Genomic DNA, 19,441 nt, shown 5'->3' on the forward strand with positions numbered 1-19,441 from the left:
CGGAAACAGATCGGTTTCTACTGAGGAGTTTGCATGACCACACTCGAAGGCGCCGTCGTCCTGGTCACCGGCGGGCAGCGCGGCATCGGCAAGGCGATCGTCGACGAACTGCTCACCCGGGGCGTCGCGAAGGTGTACGCCACCGCCCGCAGCCCGAAGCCGAGCGACGACCCGCGGGTCGTACCGCTGCCGCTCGAGGTCACCGACCAGGCGTCGATCGACGCCCTCGCCGAGGCCGCGCCGGACGTCACGGTGCTGATCAACAACGCGGGCGCCAACTCGCCGGACAGCTACCTGGACAGCTCGATCGACGACGTCCGCGCGGTCTTCGACGCGAACTTCTTCGGCCCGCTGCAGCTTACGCGGGCGTTCGTCCCGATCATCGAGCGCAACGGCGGCGGCCACATCCTGAACGCGCACTCGGCGCTGTCCTGGATCGGCCGGCACGGCGCCTACTCCGCGACCAAGGCCGCGTTCTGGCTGCAGACCAACGCGATCCGCCTCGAACTGCTGAACCGCGGCATCGGTGTCACCGGCCTGCACATGGGCTACGTCGACACCGACATGACGACCGCGGTGACCGCACCGAAGTCCCGCCCCGAGGACATCGCCAAGGCCGCGCTCGACGGCATCGAGACCGGAGCGTACGAGGTCCTCGCCGACGACACGGCCCGCGGCGCCAAGGCCGCGCTCTCCGGCGACCTGACCGCCCTCTACCCGGAGCTAGTGGGCTGACGCGTCGACCAGCACATCGGTGGCCTTGTGGGTCCGGTCGACGCCCTCGACGAAGATCACGACGCCGTCGGAGTTCTCGGTCCGCAGCGGCAGGATCTCCCGGTAGTCCGGCGACTCGTACCAGTCCCGGAGGTGGTCGTAGTCGGGGAACTCGATCACGATCGGTGCCCCCTCCCACTCGCCCTCGATCGGCTCGGGGCTCGCGCCGTGCACGATGAAGTGGCCGTCGAAAGGCGCGAGCGTCTCGTCGATGCGTTCGAGGTACTCGACGATCTCGGTGCCCATCCGGACGTTGCGCAGGTAGGCGATCGCGTAAGCCTTCATTCTCTGTCCCATGGCTCCAGCATCGGGGACTCCGTGAATACAGACGATTACCTCTGAGGTCATCGGGATTGCTTGGTCTGCCGGGGACGTACCGTAGATGGCATGTCAGTCACAGGGGGACCGCCTTCCACCCATGAAGAGGAGGTGGAAGAGCGGGTCGGGCCGTACCGGTTGATCCGGCGGCTCGGGCAGGGCGGCATGGGCGTCGTCTACCTGGCCGAGGGACCCGAGCACCAGGAGGTCGCACTCAAGGTACTGCGGCCGCACGTCGCCCACGACCCGATCGCCCGCGCCCGGTTGCAGCGTGAAGCAACCACGTTGCAGAAGGTCAATCACCCTGGTGTGGCAGGCATTCTCGACCACGATCTGGAGGCCGACCAGCCGTATCTGGTCACCCGCTTCGTCCCCGGTCGCCCACTGGACGAGCAGGTCGACGAGCGCGGGCCACTGACTCCCCGTAAGTGGCTCCCACTCGCCGGCTGTCTCGCGGAGTCACTGCAGGCGATCCACGCGGCCGGGGTGATCCACCGCGACCTCAAGCCCGGCAACGTGATGATGTGCAACGGCAAGCCGGTGATGATCGACTTCGGTATCGCCCAGGCCGCCGACGACCTGCGGCTGACGCAGACAGGCCTCGTGATCGGTACGCCGGGCTACCTGGCGCCGGAGCTCATCGAGGGCGAGATGGTGTCGGAGTCCGCCGACTGGTGGGGCTGGGCCGCCACCGTGGCGTTCGCTGCGACCGGACGCCGTCCCTTCGGCAAGGGCCCGTTCGAGGCGGTGCTGGCCCGCGTGCACTCCGGTCAGGCCGACCTGGACGGTCTGGACCCACGGCTGAAGCCACTGCTCGCAGCCGCGCTGTCTCCCGACAAGGCCGACCGCCCGACGCAGGACGAGATCATGACGGGCCTCAGCCGGTACGCCGAGGGCCGCGACGCTCTCCCGCCGCGTGAGATGCCGACGCTGGCCGCCGTACCGCCGACCAGGCTGCTGACGAAGGTGATGCCGACGGAGGAGCCTGCGGTCGACGAAGGGCCCACCCCGACTCAGGTCGCCGAACTGGTACCGCCGGTGATCCCGCCGCTGTCGGCGTTCGCGCCGATCCGCGACAAACTGCGGGAGGCCACGGCGAAGAAGCCGCAACCGCCGCCGCCTTACGGGCAAACGCCGTACCCGGCCGAGCCCTTCGTGGCGAACCCCTACGTTCCGGCGCCGTATCAGCAGCCGTCTCCGCCGCTGCCGGCGCCTGTGCAGCGCGCTCAGCCACCGGTCCAGCAACCCGTCCACCAGCCGGTCCAGCAGCCCGTCAAGGCTCCGCCCACAGGACGTCGTACGGCCGTCATCGTCGGCTTCATGCTGCTGCTGACCGGACTCGTCGCGTTCACACCTGGCTTCGGTACGGCCGTCGCGATCATCCTGCTCGTACTCGCCCGGACAGTGGACCGTTCCAGCACCGCGCTCATGCGACGCCGGCAACTCCGCGGCCGCTCCGGAAAGTCGGACGGTCTGGTGGCGGCAGCAGCCAGCCCGGTGCAGCTGGCTACGGCCGCCCTCATCACAGTGCCCTGCTTGATCCTGCCGCTGCTCACAGCAGTTGTGGTCGGCGGAGTCGTCACAGGCATCGCCGCGTCGACCTACGGCCTCGACTGGCAGCCCCTGTCCGCGGTCGGCTTCGGTACGGCGGCCCTGACTGCCCTGTTCTGCAGCTGGTGGGGCCCTGGCGGCAGCTCGCTACGCCGGGGTGCGCACATCACCGCACGGAACACCTTCCGCGCACACTGGGTGTCCGCACTCGTCGCGGTGGTCCTGCTGGTGATCGGCGGGATCCTGTTCTTCCGGGCGACGCAGGGCGGCGGCGCTGGCTGGGCCCGGCAGCCGATCGAGACGCCGAACATTCAGCGCCCGACCATCGGCGACCTGCGGCACGCGCCGTTCATCCGGGACCTCCCCGTCGTCGGCAACTGACGACAGGGAGGTCCGCCGGGGTCAGAGCTGGACGATCTGGCTGCGTTCCGGGCCGACGCCGATCGCGGAGATCCGCGCACCGCTCAGCGACTCGACCGCGCGCACGTAGGTCTGCGCCTCCTTCGGCAGGTCGTCGAAGGAACGGCAGCCGGTGATGTCGTCCGACCAGCCGTCGAACTCCTCGTAGACCGGGACCGCGTGGTGGAAATCGGTCTGGGTCATCGGCATCTCGTCATGCCGGACGCCGTTCACGTCGTACGCGACGCAGACCGGGATCCGCTCGCGGCCGGTGAGGGTGTCCAGCTTGGTCAGCACGAAGTCCGAGACACCGTTCACGCGGGCGGCGTACCGGGCGATCACCGAGTCGTACCAACCACAACGCCGCGGGCGCCCGGTGGTGACGCCGAACTCCGCGCCCTGGGTGCGCAGCCATTCGCCGTCCGCATCCAGCAGCTCGGTCGGGAACGGGCCCTCGCCGACGCGCGTCGTGTACGCCTTCACGACCGCCATCACCCGGTCGATCCGGGTCGGCGGGATACCGGTCCCGGTGCAGGCACCGGCGGAGATCGCGTTCGACGAGGTGACGAACGGGTACGTGCCGTGGTCGACGTCCAGCAGCGTCGCCTGGCCCGCTTCCATCAGCACGGTCTTGCCCTCGTCGAGGGCCTGGTTCAGCAGCAGGCCGGTGTCCGCGACCATCGGCCGCAGCCGGTCCGCGTACCCGAGCAGCTCGTCGAGGACCTCACGGATCTCGACCGCGCGCCGGTTGTACACCTTCACCAGCAGCTGGTTCTTCTGCTCCAGCGCACCGGTGACCTTCTGCTCGAGGATCTTCTCGTCGTACAGGTCCTGGATCCGGATGCCGACCCGGTTCATCTTGTCGGCGTACGTCGGGCCGATCCCGCGCCCCGTCGTACCGATCTTGCGGCTGCCGAGGAACCGCTCGGTGACCTTGTCGAGGGTCCGGTTGTACGGCGGGATCACGTGGGCGTTGGCGCTCACGACCAGCCGCGACGTGTCCACACCGCGCGCCTGCAGCGCGTCGAGCTCCTGGAACAGCACGCTGAGGTCGACCACGACCCCGTTGCCGATCACCGGGGTGACACCCGGTGTGAGGATCCCGCTCGGGAGCAGGTGCAGCGCGTACTTCTCGGATCCGATCACGACCGTGTGGCCGGCGTTGTTGCCGCCGTTGAACTTGACCACGTAGTCGATGACCTCGCCCGTGTTGCCGAGCAGATCGGTCGCCTTGCCTTTGCCCTCATCGCCCCACTGGGCGCCGACGAGCACGATTGCGGGCATCTCAGCCCTCCTCTTCACGCACCAACTTCACACCCCGTGGCGGTCGGTGCTGGAAACGGTGAAGCCCGGAGACATTCACCGAACGTTCATCCGGCGATGCATCCAGGCTCTTGCGACCAAAGCTTACCGGACCGTGGCGCGAGCGTTTCGGGCCTGTCCAGAAATCTCCAGCGACCGTTTCAAGTCACTGTTTCATCAATTGACGGGTTGCCATTTTGCGTGATCACGTGCACACTCTTAGTCAGCGGCCCGCCGAAACTGCCGCAGGGGACGGTTCCGGCGGGCCGCTTCCTCATGTCCGGGCTATTCCACGCCTGCCGCACCCGAGGCGAGCCACTCGTTGATCCGCCGCTCGGCCTCCTCGCGGGAGACGTCGTCGACCCGCGTCATGATCGCCCAGCGGTGCCCGAACGGGTCGATCACAGTGCCGAACCGGTCGCCGGTCAGGAAGGTCTGCACCGCCTCCACCGACGTCGCGCCGGCCTCGATCGCCTTCGCATAGGTCTTGTCCACGTCCGGCACGTAGTGCACCAGCGACGAGTGCACCCATTCGCCGGTCGGCGCCCGGAGCCCGATCTGCGGCATCTCGTCGCTCAGCTGCAGCAGCGAGTTGCCGAACTTGAGCTCGGCATGCGCGACCCGGCCGTCCGGCAGGTCCTGCCGGCTGATCACCTCGGCGCCGAATACCGACGTGTAGAAGTCGATCGCCTTCGGGCCGTCCGCGACGGCGATGAACGGGGTCAGCGAGTGATAACCGTCGGGGATGGGGTTTACCGTGTTCGTCGTCATGCCCTTAGTCAATCCGACGGCCCCCGCGGGGGTCTTGTAAGAAAGCGACAGCCCGCGTTGACCCACTCCCCCGACAGTGAGAAGGGCATCCTGCATCCACGGGAGCAGGCCCGGCACCGCTCGCTCAACCGGCTCGCGCCCGGGCCGCAGGCGGCCCGCTTCGTGGAGTGGTACTGGATCGTCGAATGGGACCTCGACGAGCCGTACACCGCGGAGGTGCTGCCGTTCCCGGCCGTGAACGTGACGTTCGAGCAGCCGGGTGGCGCGTTCGTGAACGGCGTCTGCACGCGGAAGTTCTCCCGGGAGCTCGTGGGGCGGGGCCGGGCGTTCGGGGTGAAGTTCTGGGCCGGTGGGTTCGGGGCGATCACCGGGCTGGACGTCGGCTCGTTCCGGGACGAGGTGCTGCCGTTGACCGCGGTCTTTCCCGACGGCGACCGGCTCGCGGACCTGATGTTCGAGGCCGAGTCCGACGTCCGGCGGCGCGCGGTGTTCGAGGCGTTCCTGCGTGACCACCTCGCTCCGCCGGACCCGTCGTACGAGCTGGTCCGCGAGATCGTGTCGACGATGGCGGCGGACCGTTCGGTTGCCCGCGTCGACGAGATCACCGAGCGTTTCGGCGTACCGATCCGGACGCTGCAGCGGTTGTTCCGGCGGTACGTCGGCGTCGGTCCGAAGTGGGTGCTGCGCCGGTACCGGTTGCACGACGGCGCGGAGCTGCTGGCGCAGGGCGAAGTCACCGAGCTCGCGGAGCTGTCCGCGGCACTCGGCTACTTCGACCAGGCGCACTTCTCGAAGGAATTCAAACAGCAGATCGGGCTGACCCCGGCCGAGTACGCAGCGCGCGCCGCGGCCGAGCGCCAGGTCACCTACCGCTGACCTTCACCGTCACGGCCATCGCCAGCGCAGTCGTTGCGGCAGCGAGCGCGACCAGGAAGCCGTACTGGGCGCTGTGCCCGTCGACGATCCACCCGGCGAACGCCGAGCCGAGCGCGATACCTGCCGCGCCGCCCGAGTTGAGCCAGGTGAAGGCCTGCGTCAGTACAGCGGAGTCGACCGCCGACTCGGTCAGCACGGCGGACAATGTCTGGAACGGCGCGATCGCCAAGCCCGGGAGCGTCAGTGCGAGCGCGGCGGTCAGTGGCGTGTGTACGGCGATCAGTGGCACGCAGCTCACAGCCAACCAGATGAACGCGATCACGAACTGTGTCTCCGGAGCCGTCCGCCAACGCCTTGCCCCGTAGGCGAATCCCGCGATCAGACTCACCAGGCTGGTGATGCTGTACAGCGGCCCGGCGAGTCCCGGCGTACCCCTGGAGACCGCGAAGGCTGTGACGGACACCTGCATGCTGCCGAAGAACAGACCGATGCCGATGTTCGTACCGACCAGGCCGACGAATCGCTTGTGCAGCAGTCGTTTCGAGCCACCGTGTTGACCGGGTGCCGTCGGCGGTGGCGCCGTACCTCGTTGCACCGCAAGCAGGAAGCCGCCGGCCAGAAGTAGACCTGTAGCGAGCAGTGAGCCTGCTGCAGGACTAGTGGACGAGCTGACGATGCCTACGAGGCCGGGACCGACCATGAACGCGACACCGACGCTAAGGGCTTCCAGGGCGAACGCTGAGGACAGCAGTGGATTCTCTCGGAGCGCATATGCCCAGCGAGCTCCTGTCTGTGCACCCAGCTGAGGCAGTGATCCTCCTGCGAGCACAGCTGCCGCCACGAGTGACCACAGGGACGCGTTGGAGACAGTGAGGACGATCAGCAGCGCCATCATCATGGCGTGCGTGAGCAGGGTGACGGGCAGCATGCGGGTCTGACCGAAACGGTCGATCAGCCGTGCGACCTGTGGCCCGGCGACGGCCTCCGCCACAGCAAACCCGCCGGTGACGGTGCCCGCGGCTGCGTACGAGCCGGTCGATCCGTGGACGAGCCAGACGATGCCGAGGCCCGTCATCGCGATCCCGATCTTGGCCGGGGCCGCCGCGAAGTAGAACTTCCACGCGCCAGGAGTCCGCAGTACCGCTGTGTAGGCGTTGCTGGGCGCGCCGATCCGTCCGGTGAGAGCCGGCACGGTGTGACCTTCCGCTGCCCGATGGGGCGGGGGACCCGACCGTGGGCGTCCTGCTTCGCCGGTCTGTCCGTCCGCCTAGAACCGTCCATGTTCGGCAAGAAGCGGGGACGCACGCCGCCTGCCGGCACTGTCAACGGGCAGAAACTTCGAGTGCTTCAGGTTGACCGGAACAGTCTACCGTCAACGAGCACCGGCACCACATCGCTCGCGTCCACCTCGGCTGCGATCACAACGTCGTCTTGGAAGCCGTACTGGGTGATCTCCCGACCGCCGGCGCACTCGTGGAGGTATTTCGGCAGTTCGTCCGCGACCGCTTCGTACGCCGCCACTGCCGCCCGCGCCTCCGGGGAGAGATCGTCGCTGCGCAGCGCGCTGAGGAAGCCGCCGGCACCCCACAGATCCTCGACGGCGGGACGCAACGAGCCGTCCCGCCAGCGTTCGCCGGCGGCGATCGCAACGACCTTCGGCCGCCTGCCACCGTCTCCACCGCGTATCTGGTTGCGGACCCAGTCCGCGGCAGCCCGCCGGTTACGCAGTGACACCGCGATCACCGTGGCGCCGCTGTCGCTCAGCTGCTTCGCGATCGTCGAGCCGTTGGGTGACGGCAGCACGAGCCTGGTGATTCCGGTCACGCTGCGGATCGATGCCGGCGACAAGCTCACCTCTCCCGGCCCAGCCGCGGAGCGCCCGACCGCCAGCGTCGCGCCGTACTCTTCGGCATACGCGACCGCGGTCTCGTCGCGCCACCGGTACGGGTATACGTCGATGCCGCGATCCACCGCGACAGTCACGGCAGTCGTGAACGACAGCACGTCGACGACCGCGACGATGTCACCGGCAACCACCTCGGCGCCGACCGGACCCCAGTCGAACCCGACACCGAATCCGGCCTGTGCGTATGGGCTGGTCACCCGGCAGATCTTCGCGCCGGGAAACCAGCCCCACAAGCGGGTTTCAGCTCAGTACGTCGGCGGCCGTCGGCGAGCTGTCGCGCAAGAACGTGGCGCACCGCTCGGCCTCGTCCTTCTCGTCGATCAGCGCGGCCGCCTTGCCGAGCGCGGCCAGCGCGCGGAGGAAGCCGCGGTTCGGCTCGTGCTCCCACGGGACCGGGCCATGACCCTTCCAGCCGTTGCGCCGGAGCAGGTCGAGCGCACGGTGGTAGCCGGTCCGCGCGTAGGCGTACCCCTCGATGGTCCGGCCGTCCGCGAGGGCGCCCTCGGCAAGCACCGCCCAGGCCAGCGAGGACGTCGGGTACTTGGCGGCGACGTCCGCCGGAGCGGCCCCGTCGGCGAGTTCCGCCGCGGCCGGGTCGACCGGTAGTAGTGTCTCGGGTGGACCGGAGAGCAGATTGTTCAATTCCATAAGCACATCTTCGCCGATCACGCAGCCGTACCGGCACGTGACCGTCTGACGAAATCCGTTGACCGTTCACCCGGCGGCCACGGATGCTTGAGACCCTGCGTCAAACCGCCGTGGTTCCCAGCTACGGCCGGAAGGAGGCACCGGATGAGCGTCATCGTCCTGAACGCGTCGTACGAACCGCTGCACACCGTCTCGATCCAGCACGCCATCCGGATGCTGGTTCGTGAGGTCGCGGTGGTCGAAGAGGCGCACGGAGAGCGAACCATCGGCCCGTTCCCGGTCCCTCGCGTGCTCCGCCTGGTCCGCTACGTCGTCACCCATTGGCGCTACGCGGCCGGCCGGATGAAGTACAGCAAGCACGGCGTCCTGCGCCGCGACAAGTTCCGCTGCGCGTACTGCGGCCTCGACAACGCCGACACCATGGACCACGTCCAACCCAGGTCCAGAGGCGGCCGCACCGAGTGGCTGAACGCGGTAGCCGCCCATGCCTCCTGCAACGAACGCAAAGGCAACCGGACTCCCGCCGAAGCCAACATGCCCCTCCTCTGGCAACCCTGGGTACCAACCCGCGCCGAGCTCGTCATCGACAGATGACGGGCATTTTTTATGCCCGGAGTTCTCCACAGATCTGAAATCGGCGGCTCCGGGACGGCCGAATCGCGGCAAGTTCTAGGGCATGAATCCTCAGCTTGCTGTGATGGCGTCGATTCGGGGTGGAGTGTTCACCCGGGCCGACGCGCGTGCCTGCGGGTACGCCGACGTTGATATCGACTCGTTTCTCGGGTCCGGGCGCTGGCGCCGGATCCGGCGGGGGACGTATGCCGCCCAGCGGTCGCTGATGCTGGTGACCGACGAGGTGCTGCACCTTCGGCGGACCTACCGGGTGCTGCGAGCGAGCGGGCCTAATGTGTTCGCCAGCCACCAGTCCGCCGCGGCCCTGCATGCGTTGCCGGTCTGGGGTCTCGACCTGACCCGGGTGCATGTGACAGCGCCCGACGGACGATCCGGCCGGCTGCGCGGCGTGCACCGCCACATCCGCGATCCAGTCGGTCCAGGGCTCCAGCTGTGGAACACGCTGCGGATGGTCTCCCCCGCCCGCGCGATCGCCGAGGTGGCCGCGACCGCACCACCCATGCCCGCGGTCGTCCTCGCCGACGCCGCGCTCTACACCGGCATCGTCGATCGACGCGCACTCAAGCAGGCGATCACATTGCTCGACCACGGCAACAAGCGCGCCCTCGACGTAATCGAGCAGCTCACCGGCGCGGCCTCGATCGCCGAGTCCCGTCTGCGCCAGATCCTCGCGACCGCAGGCCTTCCTGCGCCCAGCCCGCACCCGCCACCCGACCTCGATCAACCGGATCCCGACGACGTCGCGGCCGAGGCACTGTGGTTCCCCGACGAGCGCACGGTGGTCGAGTTCGAGCCGCGTTTCCCCTTCTACAGCGAGGAAATCGAGCCCTCCACCGAGGACCCACCGGTCTTCGAGGGCCCCCATCCCGTGGAGCACTGCTGGATCTCCTGGACCGATCTCGACGACCCGGCGACCGTGGCCGACCGCATCCGAACCACGTTCAGCCGAGCAGCCCGTCGCACCGGAATCCGGCACTTCAACCAGGCCCGCGTGCGCTGACGACAAGGAGTCATCCCATGCACACCCGAGACACGAAGCAGGCCCGCCCAGGGAAACCTCCCCCGACGGGCCTGCTCGGAACAGCGTTCGGAACGTCAGGCGTTCAGCGACGTACCGGTGGAGCGCAGGTTCTCGCACGCCTCGCCGACGCGCTTCGCCATGCCCTCTTCGGCCGCCTTGCCCCACGCCCGCGGGTCGTAGGCCTTCTTGTTGCCGACCTCGCCGTCGACCTTCAGCACACCGTCGTAGTTCGTGAACATGTGCGCCGCCGCCGGCCGGGTGAACGCGTACTGCGTGTCGGTGTCGACGTTCATCTTGATCACGCCGTTGTCGACCGCGGCCCGGATCTCCTCGAGCGTCGAGCCGGAACCACCGTGGAAGACCAGGTCGAACGGGCGGTCCTTGCCGAGCTTCGCGCCGACCTGCTCCTGGATCTCGGCCAGGATCTCCGGACGCAGCTTGACCGCACCCGGCTTGTAGACGCCGTGCACGTTACCGAAGGTCAGCGCGGTCAGATAGCGGCCGTTCTCACCGGTGCCGAGCGCCTCGACCGTGGCCAGGCCGTCCTCGACGGTGGTGTAGAGCTTCTCGTTGATCTCGTTGGCGACACCGTCCTCCTCGCCACCGACCACGCCGACCTCGATCTCCAGGACGATCTTGGCCGCGGCCGTCTTGGCCAGCAGCTCCTTGGCGATCTCCAGGTTCTCGGTCAGCGGCACCGCGGAGCCGTCCCACATGTGCGACTGGAACAGCGGGTTCTCGCCGCGCTTGACGCGCTCGGCGGAGATCTCCAGCAGCGGCCGGACGAAGCCGTCCAGCTTGTCCTTCGGGCAGTGGTCGGTGTGCAGCGCGATGTTCACCGGGTAGTTCTTGGCGACCTCGTGCGCGTAGGCCGCCAGCGCGACGGCGCCGGAGACCATGTTCTTGATCGTCGGACCGGACAGGTACTCCGCACCACCGGTGGAAACCTGGATGATGCCGTCCGAGCCAGCCTCGGCGAAACCGCGGATCGCGGCGTTCAGCGTCTGCGAGGAGCTGACATTGATGGCCGGGTAGGCGAAGCGGTTCTGCTTGGCCTTGTCCAGCATCTCGGCGTAGACCTCAGGGGTTGCAATAGGCATGTCTCGCGGTACTCCTCACAACACAGTTCTTGTGGGTTCGGCTCCAGTATTGCCGCCGGCTACTTCGTCGGATCCGGCGGCCCACCTGCTGAACCGGCCCGGTGGCCGGGGAGCGATCGGCAGGGATGCAGACCAGTTGGTGAACAGGACCGATCCAGTTCGTTGCCTGCGGGTTTCCGTCCCGAGACGCCGGACCGGCCGGTGCTGCGGGGCAGGTCAGGCGGACCCGGTTCGCGGGCCGCGCGGGGTCAGGGCCATGTGCAGCCGGTAGCGGTCGGCGCGGTACGCCGACCAGGACAGCTCGACGACCTTGCGGCCGGCGAACGTGGTGCGCTCGAGGACCAGCAGGGGTGCCCGCCGGGCCACGCCGAGCACCCGGGCGACATGACCGTCGGCGTTGTCCGCCCGGACGGTCTGCTCGCCGGAGGTGACGACAACGTCGTACTCACTCGCGAAGACGTCGTACAGAGTGCCGAGCTCACGGCCGAGCAGGCCGGGGAAGAGCGCGGACGGGTAGTAGCCGACCTCGTAGGCCATCGGCGACGCGTCGGCGGTCCGGAGCCGCTCGACCCGGATCACCTTCGTGCCCTTGGCGACCCGCAGGCCCTTCGCGGTCTCGTCGGAGGCCTCGATCTCGCTCGCCGACAGCACCACGGTCCCGGGTTCGAGCCCGCGGGCCCGCATCTCCCGGGAGAACGAGGTGAGGTGCAGCTGGGAGTCGACCTGGGGTCCGGTGACGAAGGTCCCCTTGCCGTGCACCCGCTCCAGCGCACCGGACTCGACCAGGTCGCTGATCGCCTGCCGGACGGTCACCCGGGAGACGTTCAGCTTGTCCACCAGGGCCCGCTCGGAGGGGATCGGGTCCCCGGGATGCAGCTCGACGTCGATCAGCCGTTCCAGCACCGATCGGACCTGGGCCCGCTTCGTCGCCACCATGGAATCTCGATCCTCCAGACCTGGGCGGGCCTCGGGGGTGCCCCGGGGCGCCGCTCACTGCTATCGTGCGCAGCATACCTGTTAAGACCAGATAGGACCAGTGATCCCAGTGGTGTCTGTCCCCAGCCAGGAAACCCGGATGGCGGCCGAGATCGCCGAGCAGCCGGCCGCCCTGGCCGCGACCTTCGAGCACGTCCTGCCGCTGCGGCACGACATCACCCGGCTGGCCGCCGGGCGCCGGAACGTGATCTTCGTGGCCCGCGGATCGTCCGACAACGCGGGCGTCTACGGGCGGTACCTGACCGAGATCCACGCCGGCCGGCAGGCGTCGCTCGCGGCCCCGTCGGTCGCCACGCTGTACGGCGCGAACCTCGACCTCTCGAACTCGCTGGTCGTCGCGGTCAGCCAGTCCGGCGCGACCCAGGAGATCGTCGACACCGCGGAGTGGGCGAAGCGGAACGGCGCCGCGATCGTCGGCATCACGAACGACGGCAACAGCCCGCTGGCGTCGACGGCCGACGTCGCGCTGATCACGCAGGCCGGCAAGGAACTCGCCGTACCGGCCACCAAGACGTACACGACCCAGCTGGCCGCGATCACGGTCGCCGTGGACGCGCTCGCACCGCGGCCGGGGACGCTGGACGCCGACATCGCCCGGGTTCCGGACGCGGCGACCAAGATGCTGTCCGGTTCGGTCGAGGCGGCGGCGGACCTGCTGGCGGGCGCCCACGACGTACTCGCGAGCGGCCGCGGACTAACCTTCGGCACGACGCTCGAGGTCGCCCTCAAGCTCGAGGAGACCTGCCTGCAGCCGGTCCGCGGTCTCTCCTACGCCGACCTCAAGCACGGGCCGATCGCCGTCGTCGACTCCGACCTGGTGACGATCCTGGTCGCCGCCGGCGAAGGCCCCGCACTGCCTGGCATGACCGAGCTGGCCGGCCTGGTCCGCGAGAAGGGCAGCAAGATCCTCGGCATCGGTGGCGACCCCACCTTCGCCGCGCGCTGCGACGTGAACCTCGCCGGCCCGGACCTCCCCGAGACCTTGGCCCCGCTCGCACTGGTCATCCCCGCCCAACGCGCCATCGAACTCCTGGCCCGCAAGCTGGGCCTCGACCCGGACGCCCCGCGCGGCCTCCGCAAGGTCACCCAGACGGACTGAACAAAGTGCTCACTCGGTGAGCACTTTGACTGGAATCGTGGTGGTCATCAACCAGGAACGACCTGAGAGAGGACCACCACGATGTTGCGAGGATTTGCGACCGTCAGCTTCTACGCCACCGACGTGAAGGCGGCGCGAGACTGGTACGAGAAGCTACTGGACACCGAGGCGTACTACGCGGTGCCGACCGCGGAGGCCCCGGCGTATGTCGAGTTCCGCTTCGGCGACCTGCAGTGCGAACTGGGAATCATCGACGCGAAGTACGCACCCCACCAGGTCGGAACCGGCGCCGGCGCCATCATGTACTGGCACGTCGACAACCTGGAAGCCACCCTCGCCCGCCTCCTCGACCTCGGCGCCACGATCAACGAACCCATCGTGGACCGCGGCAACAACACCGGCTTCCGCACAGCCTCGGTAACCGACCCCTTCGGCAACCTCCTGGGCATCATGACCAACCCGCACTACGCCGAAATCCTCAAACAACTCCACCCCGCAAGCTAGCCACCAAACCCGACCTCCACCGCGCGGCAACACTCCCCACGCCCACCCGCCGAGCAACCGCACACCCCAGCCTCCGGGCTCCCAACCAGCTACTCCCCCGAGCGCACCCACCGACGCATCCACCGAGGCCGCCTCAAGACCGGCCGCACCTACGTGCCGCCCAACCCCGTGCACCCGCCGGACCATCCCGCCCACGCCAGCCACCACTCAAAGCGCAACCTCACGCGCAACCTGACCCGCATCCCCCCGACCGCACCCCCGACCCATCCACTGAGCCTGCCTCAAGGCCGACCGCACCTACCTCCCGGTCGACTCGTGCACCCGCCGGACCGTCCCGCCTACGCCAGCCGCCACTCGAAGCGCCACCTCACGCACCACCCGAGCCGCCTCCCCCCGACCCCAGCCGACACGACGTCGCGCCTCGCCTCGTCGACGCGCCTCGGCTCGGCACGGTGGCTCCTCGCGGCTCGTCGGCTTGGCTCGGCGCCGCGGTTCGGCACGGCGACTCAACGCGACTCAACGCGGCGGATCGGCGCGGGGGTACGGCTTGGGTCAGCGGCGTGGGGTGGGGTTAGAGGTGGCCGCGGTGGGTTAGGGCGGTGGTTATTTGGGCGGCGGCTTCTTGTAGGTGGGGGAGGACGTCTTTGCAGAGGGACGTCGGGGTCGAGCGGGAGGCGTGGGCGGAGACGTTCAGGGCGGCGATCACCCGGCCTCGAGAGTTGTGGATGGGGGCGGCGATCGAGCGGAGGCCGAGTTCGAGTTCCTGGTCGACCAAGGCGTAGCCGTCCGCGCGAGCCTTGGCGATGGTGGCGCGGAGGTCGTCGGGGGCGGTTGTCGTGCGGTCGGTGAGCGGTTCGGCTTCGAGGGAGTCGAGGTACGTCGTGAGCTCGTCGTCGGGAAGGCCGGCGAGGAGGACGCGGCCCATCGAGGTCGGGTACGCCGGCAGGCGCGCGCCGACGCCCAGGGCGACCGTCATGATGCGGCTCGTGGGTACGCGGGCGACGTACACGATGTCGGGGAGATCGAGGGTCGCGATCGAGCAGGACTCGCGCGTCTTCGCGCTCAGTTCCTCCATGAACGGGCCGGCCAGTTCGCCGAGGTCGAGAGACGACAGGTAGGCCCAGCCGAGGGCGAGGACGCGTGGGGTGAGCGAGAAGCGGCGGTTGTCGCTGCGTACGTATCCGAGCTCCTCCAGGGTCAGGAGGATGCGGCGGGCGGTCGCGGGGGTGATGCCGACGGCGCGGGCGACCTCGCTGAGAGTCAGCGATCGGGCTTCGGCGGAGAACGCGCGGATCACAGCGAGGCCGCGCTCCAGTCCCTGGAGGAACGTGCCTGTAGACGCGCCACCCGGCATCGGCTAGCCTACTTTTCGTTGAAAGAAGAACTATTCGCTGAGCGAAATCCTAGCGGAGCAGCCGATGTCTCGTCCAGACGATCCGTCGCCGGGCTCGTTCGCGCACACGTTCTGGCCGGGCCGGGTGGTCTTCGGGGCAGGCGCCCTCGAACGGGTGGGTGACGAGGTTGCAGCTCTCGGCGTACGGCGAGTTCTGGTCATCGCAACCAACTCCGCGCGGGATGCGGCTGACGCGGTGGAGACGCAGTTAGGCGACCTGTTCGCCGGCCGAATCGACGGAGTCACCCAACACGTACCGACCGAGGTAGCCGACGCCGCCCGCACCAAAGCACGCGACGTCACCGCCGACGCGATAGTCGCCATCGGAGGCGGCTCAGCAATCGGCCTCGCAAAAGCAGTAGCCCTGACAAGCCCGCCACTCAACAGGCTCGACGGCGCGGGTCCCGCGGCCAGCACGGGTGGCACCGGTGGTGGCGGTGGGGTGGTCTACGCGGGTGGTGTGGGTGGTGGGGCCGTTGCGGGGGGTGGTGGGGTGGTGATTGTGGCGGTGCCTACTACTTATGCGGGGTCTGAGATGACTCCGGTGTGGGGTGAGACCGCGGGTGGGAGTAAGACGACTGGGGTGGATTCGCGGGTGTTGCCGCGGGTGGTTGTGTATGACCCGGTGTTGTCGCAGGGGTTGCCGTTGAAGGTGACGGCGGCGAGTGTGGCTAATGCGATTGCGCATTGTGTGGAGGCGGTTTGGACGCCGAAGGCTGATCCGATCACCGAGATGGTGGCGGTCGAGGGGTTGCGGGCGTTGAGTGCCGGGTTGCGGGCGGTGTTGGTGGAGCCTGAGGACTTGGATGCTCGGGGCAAGCTTTTGTACGGGGCCTGTCTGGCGGGGTCGGCGTTGGCGACGGCGGGTACAGGGTTGCATCACAAGCTGTGTCATTTGCTTGGTGGTACCTACGGATTACCGCACGCGGAGACTCATGCAGCAGTACTTCCGCAGGTCGTACGCGTCAACGCACCAGCCGTCCCCCAGAGCGCCGCACGCCTCGCGGCTGCACTTCGCGATTCCGCTCCGCCCACGACAGGACGACAGGCCTCAGGCGAGCTGGATCGGGCGGGTGGAGCAGGCAGCGCCGGTGGCGCGGCTGGCGCGGGTGGAGGCGACGGGGCGGAAGGGTTGGCGCGGGAGTTGTTTGGGTTGTTTGAGGGGGCTGGGGTGGCGGTTGGGTTGCGGGGGTTGGGGTTGACGGAGGCGCAGGCGGATGAGGCTGCGGTGGGGTTTTCGGTGGTGGGGAATCCGGTGGCGGTGGATGAAGACGTGGTTCGGGAGATCTTGCGGCGGGCGTTGGACGGGGTGCGGCCTTGAGGAGGGTGGATGGATCTGCAGGGTGATGAGCTGACTGATGCGGTGGTCAAGAGTTTTGGTGGTAGCGAGCGGTATCGGGAGGTTATGAGCAGCCTGGTGCGGCATTTGCACGGTTTTGCTCGGGAGGTGGAGTTGACCGAAGAGGAGTACTTCACCGCCATCGACTTCCTCACGAGGACCGGGCAGATCTCGACCGGGACGCGGCAGGAGTTCGTACTGCTGGCCGATGTGCTCGGGTTGTCGATGCTGACCGTCGGACTCGGCAACAGGAAGCCCCCAGAGGCCACGCAGTCCACCGTGTTCGGGCCGTTCTTCGTCGAAGGATCGCCTGAGGTGCAGCTCGGTGACGACATCTCGAACGGCGCCCCGGGACAACCCTGCCTGGTGAGCGGACGAGTACTCAACACCAAGGGCGAGCCGATCGCCGGCGCACTCGTCGAGACCTGGCAGGCCGACGAGGACGGGTTCTACGACGTACAGAAGGACCTCGACGGGCCGCAGAACCGCGCGCATCTGACGACCGATGCTGACGGCAACTACCGGTTCTGGGCGGTGAAGCCGGTCGCGTATCCGATTCCGGACGACGGTCCCGTCGGTGAGCTGCTGCGGGCCGGCGAGCGTGGGCCGATGCGTCCGGCGCACATCCACTTCATGGTGACCGCGCCCGGCTACGCGCGACTCATCACGCACGTGTTCGCCAACGGCGACCCGTATCTCGACACCGACGCGGTGTTCGGGGTGAAGCAGTCCCTGATCGCCGACTTCACGGAACATGAGGAAGACGGCAAGACCTTCTACACAGTCGACTACGACCTGGTACTCGCAACGATCGAGGAGACCCAGCAATGATCACCACGGACGTGCTGATCGTGGGCAGCGGCCCCGCCGGTGGTGCGGCCTCGTTGTTCCTGTCCACGTACGGCGTCGACAACATCGTCCTCACCCGGTACGGCTGGACCGCCAACACTCCCCGCGCACACATCACCAACCAGCGCACGGTCGAGCTGATGCGCGACATGGGCATCGAGAACGAGATCACCGGCAAGGGCACCGCGCACCACCTGATGGGCCAGACCGCGTTCTGCACCAGCCTCGCCGGCGAGGAGATCGGCCGGATCCGCACCTGGGGCACCCACCCGCGCCGGCTCGCCGACTACACCGAGGCCAGTCCGTGCCTGCCGATGGACCTTCCCCAGACCCTGTTCGAGCCGATCCTCGTGAGTACGGCGGCCGCCCGCGGTGCGCGGATGCGCTTCAACACCGAGTACGAGAACCTCGAGCAGGACGCGGACGGGGTCACCGCGACGGTACGCGACCGGCTGAGCGACACGACGTACCAGATCCGGGCCAAGTACCTGATCGGTGCGGACGGCGGTCGCAGCAAGGTCGCGCAGGACATCGGGCTGCCGATGGCCGGCGCGATGGACATCGAAGGCTCGATGAACATCGTCTTCGAGGCCGACCTCAGCCGGTACGTCGCTCATCGCCCGAGCGTCCTGTACTGGGTGCTGCAGCCCGGCGCGCAGATCGGCGGCATCGGCGCCGGCCTGATCCGGATGGTCCGCCCGTGGAACGAGTGGCTGATCGTCTGGGGGTACGACATCACCCAGCCCGCCCCGGTGGTCGACGAGGCGATGGCGACCGAGATCGTGCACAACCTGGTGGGTGACGACACGATCGACGTGAAGCTGAAGGGTACGTCGGTGTGGAGCGTCAACCACATGTACGCCGAGAAGGCCTCCCAGGGCCGCGTGTTCTGCATGGGTGACGCGATCCACCGGCACCCGCCGAGCAACGGCCTCGGGTCGAACACGTCGATCCAGGACGCGTACAACCTGGCCTGGAAACTCGCGCTGGTGGTCAATGGAAAGGCGTCGGACAAGCTGCTGGGGAGCTACGACGCGGAGCGCGTCCCGATCGCCCAGCAGATCGTTGACCGCGCCAACAAGAGCCGGAACCAGTTCGGCCAGATCTTCCGCGCGCTCGGGATGACGCCCGATGCACCGGACGGGTGGACGATCGAGTCGCGCAAGGACGACACACCTGCCGGGGCCGCGCAGCGCGAAGAGCTCCGGAAGGCGATCGAACTCAAGGACTACGAGTTCAACGCGCACGGTGTCGAGCTCGGCCAGCGGTACAGGTCCTCGGCTGTCGTGAAAGACGGAACGCCGGAACCGCCGTACGAGCAGGATCCCGAGCTGTACTACCACCCGACGACGTGGCCGGGTGCAAGGATCCCGCATTGTTGGTTGACCCGAGGATCCGAAACCGTGAGCACGTTGGACGTCGTCGGCAAGGGCCGCTTCACGTTGCTCACCGGGATCGGCGGCGACGCATGGGTGAAGGCGGCGCAGTCAGTGTCCGAGCAGCTCGGCGTACCGATCGAGCCGTTCGTGATCGGGCCGGGTCGCGAGCTGGACGACCTGTACGGCGACTGGGCTCGCGTCCGCGAGATCCCGGACACGGGCTGTCTGCTCATCCGTCCGGACGCTCACGTCGCGTACCGCGCGTTCGAGCAGCCGGACGACCCGACCGAAACGCTCAGGCAAACGCTGCAGTCGCTACTAGGCCGCTGACGACGCCGCTGATGACACCTCCGAGGACGATCGGAGGATCTTGTCCAGGATCGCCGAGATCTCCGCGGTCTCGGCGTCCAGGAGCGTGATCAGCGCGACCCGCGACGTCTCCGAGCGCGCCTCGAGGGCCGCAGCGCTCAGCGCGCGGACGGTCCCCAACTCGTGTATCAGTTCGTCCCACAGTGCGTTCATCGACAAAACCCCCATGTTCCCCGTCACCAACGCAGGGCGACGAGAAGGCCTCACTTCTGTC

Annotated in this window: 20 protein-coding genes; 10 read left to right on the forward strand and 10 right to left on the reverse strand. The window is 68.2% G+C overall.

Annotated elements, in window-relative coordinates; translation table 11 throughout:
• Positions 1 to 33: 33 nt before the first annotated feature.
• A complete protein-coding gene (locus tag FB475_RS13410; protein ID WP_141855904.1) occupies positions 34 to 735 on the forward strand; it encodes an SDR family oxidoreductase in 702 nt (233 codons plus the stop codon).
• Here FB475_RS13410 and FB475_RS13415 read toward each other — a convergent pair.
• A complete protein-coding gene (locus FB475_RS13415) occupies positions 724 to 1,059 on the reverse strand; it encodes a DUF1330 domain-containing protein (RefSeq protein ID WP_141855906.1) in 336 nt (111 codons plus the stop codon). The two genes, FB475_RS13410 and FB475_RS13415, sit on opposite strands and share 12 nt — an antisense overlap.
• Positions 1,060 to 1,161: 102 nt before the next feature.
• On the opposite strand from FB475_RS13415, the gene FB475_RS13420 reads away from it, so the two are divergent.
• Entirely contained in the window at positions 1,162 to 3,024 is a 1,863-nt protein-coding gene (locus tag FB475_RS13420; protein ID WP_141855908.1) for a serine/threonine-protein kinase, read from the forward strand.
• A gap of 21 nt (positions 3,025 to 3,045) precedes the next feature.
• Here the strand turns inward: FB475_RS13420 and FB475_RS13425 are convergent, their stop codons facing one another.
• Both FB475_RS13425 and FB475_RS13430 read right to left on the reverse strand, forming a co-directional pair.
• Entirely contained in the window at positions 3,046 to 4,326 is a 1,281-nt protein-coding gene (locus tag FB475_RS13425; protein WP_141855910.1) for an adenylosuccinate synthase, read from the reverse strand.
• Positions 4,327 to 4,629: 303 nt separating this feature from the next.
• Positions 4,630 to 5,115: a VOC family protein gene (locus FB475_RS13430; protein ID WP_141855912.1), complete on the reverse strand. Its 486-nt coding sequence runs from the start codon at positions 5,113 to 5,115 to the stop codon at positions 4,630 to 4,632.
• Positions 5,116 to 5,172: 57 nt separating this feature from the next.
• Between FB475_RS13430 and FB475_RS13435 the strand changes: the two genes are divergently transcribed.
• Positions 5,173 to 5,991: a helix-turn-helix transcriptional regulator gene (locus tag FB475_RS13435; protein ID WP_141855913.1), complete on the forward strand. Its 819-nt coding sequence runs from the start codon at positions 5,173 to 5,175 to the stop codon at positions 5,989 to 5,991.
• Here the strand turns inward: FB475_RS13435 and FB475_RS13440 are convergent.
• The 3 genes from FB475_RS13440 to FB475_RS13450 form a co-directional block, all read right to left on the reverse strand.
• The gene (locus FB475_RS13440; protein ID WP_141855915.1) at positions 5,978 to 7,183 is read right to left on the reverse strand and encodes an MFS transporter; all 1,206 of its coding nucleotides are present in this window, start codon (positions 7,181 to 7,183) and stop codon (positions 5,978 to 5,980) included. The genes FB475_RS13435 and FB475_RS13440 overlap by 14 nt on opposite strands.
• Before the next feature lie 155 nt (positions 7,184 to 7,338).
• A complete protein-coding gene (locus FB475_RS13445; protein ID WP_141855917.1) occupies positions 7,339 to 8,094 on the reverse strand; it encodes a 2-phosphosulfolactate phosphatase in 756 nt (251 codons plus the stop codon).
• 43 nt (positions 8,095 to 8,137) lie between these two features.
• Positions 8,138 to 8,545 carry a DUF3151 domain-containing protein gene (locus tag FB475_RS13450; protein ID WP_141855919.1) on the reverse strand — a complete coding sequence of 136 codons (408 nt, stop codon included), beginning with the start codon at positions 8,543 to 8,545 and terminating at the stop codon, positions 8,138 to 8,140.
• A 144-nt stretch (positions 8,546 to 8,689) separates the two neighbouring features.
• Between FB475_RS13450 and FB475_RS13455 the strand changes: the two genes are divergently transcribed.
• Complete coding sequence (locus FB475_RS13455; protein WP_141855921.1) at positions 8,690 to 9,139, forward strand: HNH endonuclease; 450 nt, start codon at positions 8,690 to 8,692, stop codon at positions 9,137 to 9,139.
• Positions 9,140 to 9,242: 103 nt separating this feature from the next.
• A complete protein-coding gene (locus tag FB475_RS13460) occupies positions 9,243 to 10,178 on the forward strand; it encodes a type IV toxin-antitoxin system AbiEi family antitoxin domain-containing protein (protein WP_141855923.1) in 936 nt (311 codons plus the stop codon).
• 95 nt (positions 10,179 to 10,273) lie between these two features.
• Here FB475_RS13460 and fbaA read toward each other — a convergent pair whose 3' ends face one another.
• Together fbaA and FB475_RS13470 are read right to left on the reverse strand one after the other, a co-directional pair.
• Positions 10,274 to 11,299, reverse strand: coding sequence for a class II fructose-bisphosphate aldolase (fbaA, locus tag FB475_RS13465; protein WP_141855925.1), 1,026 nt, complete (start codon positions 11,297 to 11,299; stop codon positions 10,274 to 10,276).
• A 216-nt stretch (positions 11,300 to 11,515) separates the two neighbouring features.
• Positions 11,516 to 12,235 carry a GntR family transcriptional regulator gene (locus FB475_RS13470; protein ID WP_130388014.1) on the reverse strand — a complete coding sequence of 240 codons (720 nt, stop codon included), beginning with the start codon at positions 12,233 to 12,235 and terminating at the stop codon, positions 11,516 to 11,518.
• Positions 12,236 to 12,374: 139 nt separating this feature from the next.
• On the opposite strand from FB475_RS13470, the gene FB475_RS13475 reads away from it, so the two are divergent.
• Both FB475_RS13475 and FB475_RS13480 read left to right on the forward strand, forming a co-directional pair.
• Entirely contained in the window at positions 12,375 to 13,394 is a 1,020-nt protein-coding gene (locus FB475_RS13475) for an SIS domain-containing protein (RefSeq protein WP_141855927.1), read from the forward strand.
• Positions 13,395 to 13,475: 81 nt separating this feature from the next.
• Positions 13,476 to 13,898, forward strand: a complete 423-nt coding sequence (locus FB475_RS13480) for a VOC family protein (protein WP_141855929.1) — start codon at positions 13,476 to 13,478, stop codon at positions 13,896 to 13,898.
• 571 nt (positions 13,899 to 14,469) lie between these two features.
• Here FB475_RS13480 and FB475_RS13485 read toward each other — a convergent pair.
• A complete protein-coding gene (locus tag FB475_RS13485; protein WP_141855931.1) occupies positions 14,470 to 15,252 on the reverse strand; it encodes an IclR family transcriptional regulator domain-containing protein in 783 nt (260 codons plus the stop codon).
• 64 nt (positions 15,253 to 15,316) lie between these two features.
• Between FB475_RS13485 and FB475_RS13490 the strand changes: the two genes are divergently transcribed.
• Genes FB475_RS13490 through FB475_RS13500 form a run of 3 tightly spaced genes read left to right on the forward strand, consistent with a single transcriptional unit; the run spans position 15,317 to position 19,188 of the window.
• The gene (locus FB475_RS13490) at positions 15,317 to 16,612 is read left to right on the forward strand and encodes a maleylacetate reductase (protein ID WP_141855933.1); all 1,296 of its coding nucleotides are present in this window, start codon (positions 15,317 to 15,319) and stop codon (positions 16,610 to 16,612) included.
• Between the two features lie 9 nt (positions 16,613 to 16,621).
• Complete coding sequence (locus FB475_RS13495; protein ID WP_141855935.1) at positions 16,622 to 17,461, forward strand: intradiol ring-cleavage dioxygenase; 840 nt, start codon at positions 16,622 to 16,624, stop codon at positions 17,459 to 17,461.
• Positions 17,458 to 19,188 (forward strand): FAD-dependent monooxygenase, encoded by a 1,731-nt coding sequence (locus tag FB475_RS13500; RefSeq protein ID WP_141855937.1) that lies wholly within the window; start codon positions 17,458 to 17,460, stop codon positions 19,186 to 19,188. Before FB475_RS13495 ends, FB475_RS13500 begins: the two co-directional genes overlap by 4 nt.
• Here FB475_RS13500 and FB475_RS13505 read toward each other — a convergent pair.
• The gene (locus tag FB475_RS13505) at positions 19,177 to 19,380 is read right to left on the reverse strand and encodes a hypothetical protein (protein WP_141855939.1); all 204 of its coding nucleotides are present in this window, start codon (positions 19,378 to 19,380) and stop codon (positions 19,177 to 19,179) included. The two genes, FB475_RS13500 and FB475_RS13505, sit on opposite strands and share 12 nt — an antisense overlap.
• Between the last annotated feature and the right edge of the window lie 61 nt (positions 19,381 to 19,441).

This window comes from Kribbella jejuensis, from assembly GCF_006715085.1.
Taxonomy (GTDB): Bacteria; Actinomycetota; Actinomycetes; order Propionibacteriales; family Kribbellaceae; genus Kribbella; species Kribbella jejuensis.

What these genes read in the sequence shown, in the direction of transcription:
- FB475_RS13410 (WP_141855904.1), top strand. Translation starts at nt 34, where the DNA reads ATGACCACACTCGAAGGCGCCGTCGTCCTGGTCACCGGCGGGCAGCGC.
- FB475_RS13415 (WP_141855906.1), bottom strand. Translation starts at nt 1,059, where the DNA reads ATGAAGGCTTACGCGATCGCCTACCTGCGCAACGTCCGGATGGGCACC.
- FB475_RS13420 (WP_141855908.1), top strand. Translation starts at nt 1,162, where the DNA reads ATGTCAGTCACAGGGGGACCGCCTTCCACCCATGAAGAGGAGGTGGAA.
- FB475_RS13425 (WP_141855910.1), bottom strand. Translation starts at nt 4,326, where the DNA reads ATGCCCGCAATCGTGCTCGTCGGCGCCCAGTGGGGCGATGAGGGCAAA.
- FB475_RS13430 (WP_141855912.1), bottom strand. Translation starts at nt 5,115, where the DNA reads ATGACGACGAACACGGTAAACCCCATCCCCGACGGTTATCACTCGCTG.
- FB475_RS13450 (WP_141855919.1), bottom strand. Translation starts at nt 8,545, where the DNA reads ATGGAATTGAACAATCTGCTCTCCGGTCCACCCGAGACACTACTACCG.
- FB475_RS13455 (WP_141855921.1), top strand. Translation starts at nt 8,690, where the DNA reads ATGAGCGTCATCGTCCTGAACGCGTCGTACGAACCGCTGCACACCGTC.
- FB475_RS13460 (WP_141855923.1), top strand. Translation starts at nt 9,243, where the DNA reads ATGGCGTCGATTCGGGGTGGAGTGTTCACCCGGGCCGACGCGCGTGCC.
- fbaA (WP_141855925.1), bottom strand. Translation starts at nt 11,299, where the DNA reads ATGCCTATTGCAACCCCTGAGGTCTACGCCGAGATGCTGGACAAGGCC.
- FB475_RS13470 (WP_130388014.1), bottom strand. Translation starts at nt 12,235, where the DNA reads ATGGTGGCGACGAAGCGGGCCCAGGTCCGATCGGTGCTGGAACGGCTG.
- FB475_RS13475 (WP_141855927.1), top strand. Translation starts at nt 12,375, where the DNA reads ATGGCGGCCGAGATCGCCGAGCAGCCGGCCGCCCTGGCCGCGACCTTC.
- FB475_RS13480 (WP_141855929.1), top strand. Translation starts at nt 13,476, where the DNA reads ATGTTGCGAGGATTTGCGACCGTCAGCTTCTACGCCACCGACGTGAAG.
- FB475_RS13485 (WP_141855931.1), bottom strand. Translation starts at nt 15,252, where the DNA reads ATGCCGGGTGGCGCGTCTACAGGCACGTTCCTCCAGGGACTGGAGCGC.
- FB475_RS13490 (WP_141855933.1), top strand. Translation starts at nt 15,317, where the DNA reads ATGTCTCGTCCAGACGATCCGTCGCCGGGCTCGTTCGCGCACACGTTC.
- FB475_RS13495 (WP_141855935.1), top strand. Translation starts at nt 16,622, where the DNA reads ATGGATCTGCAGGGTGATGAGCTGACTGATGCGGTGGTCAAGAGTTTT.
- FB475_RS13500 (WP_141855937.1), top strand. Translation starts at nt 17,458, where the DNA reads ATGATCACCACGGACGTGCTGATCGTGGGCAGCGGCCCCGCCGGTGGT.
- FB475_RS13505 (WP_141855939.1), bottom strand. Translation starts at nt 19,380, where the DNA reads ATGAACGCACTGTGGGACGAACTGATACACGAGTTGGGGACCGTCCGC.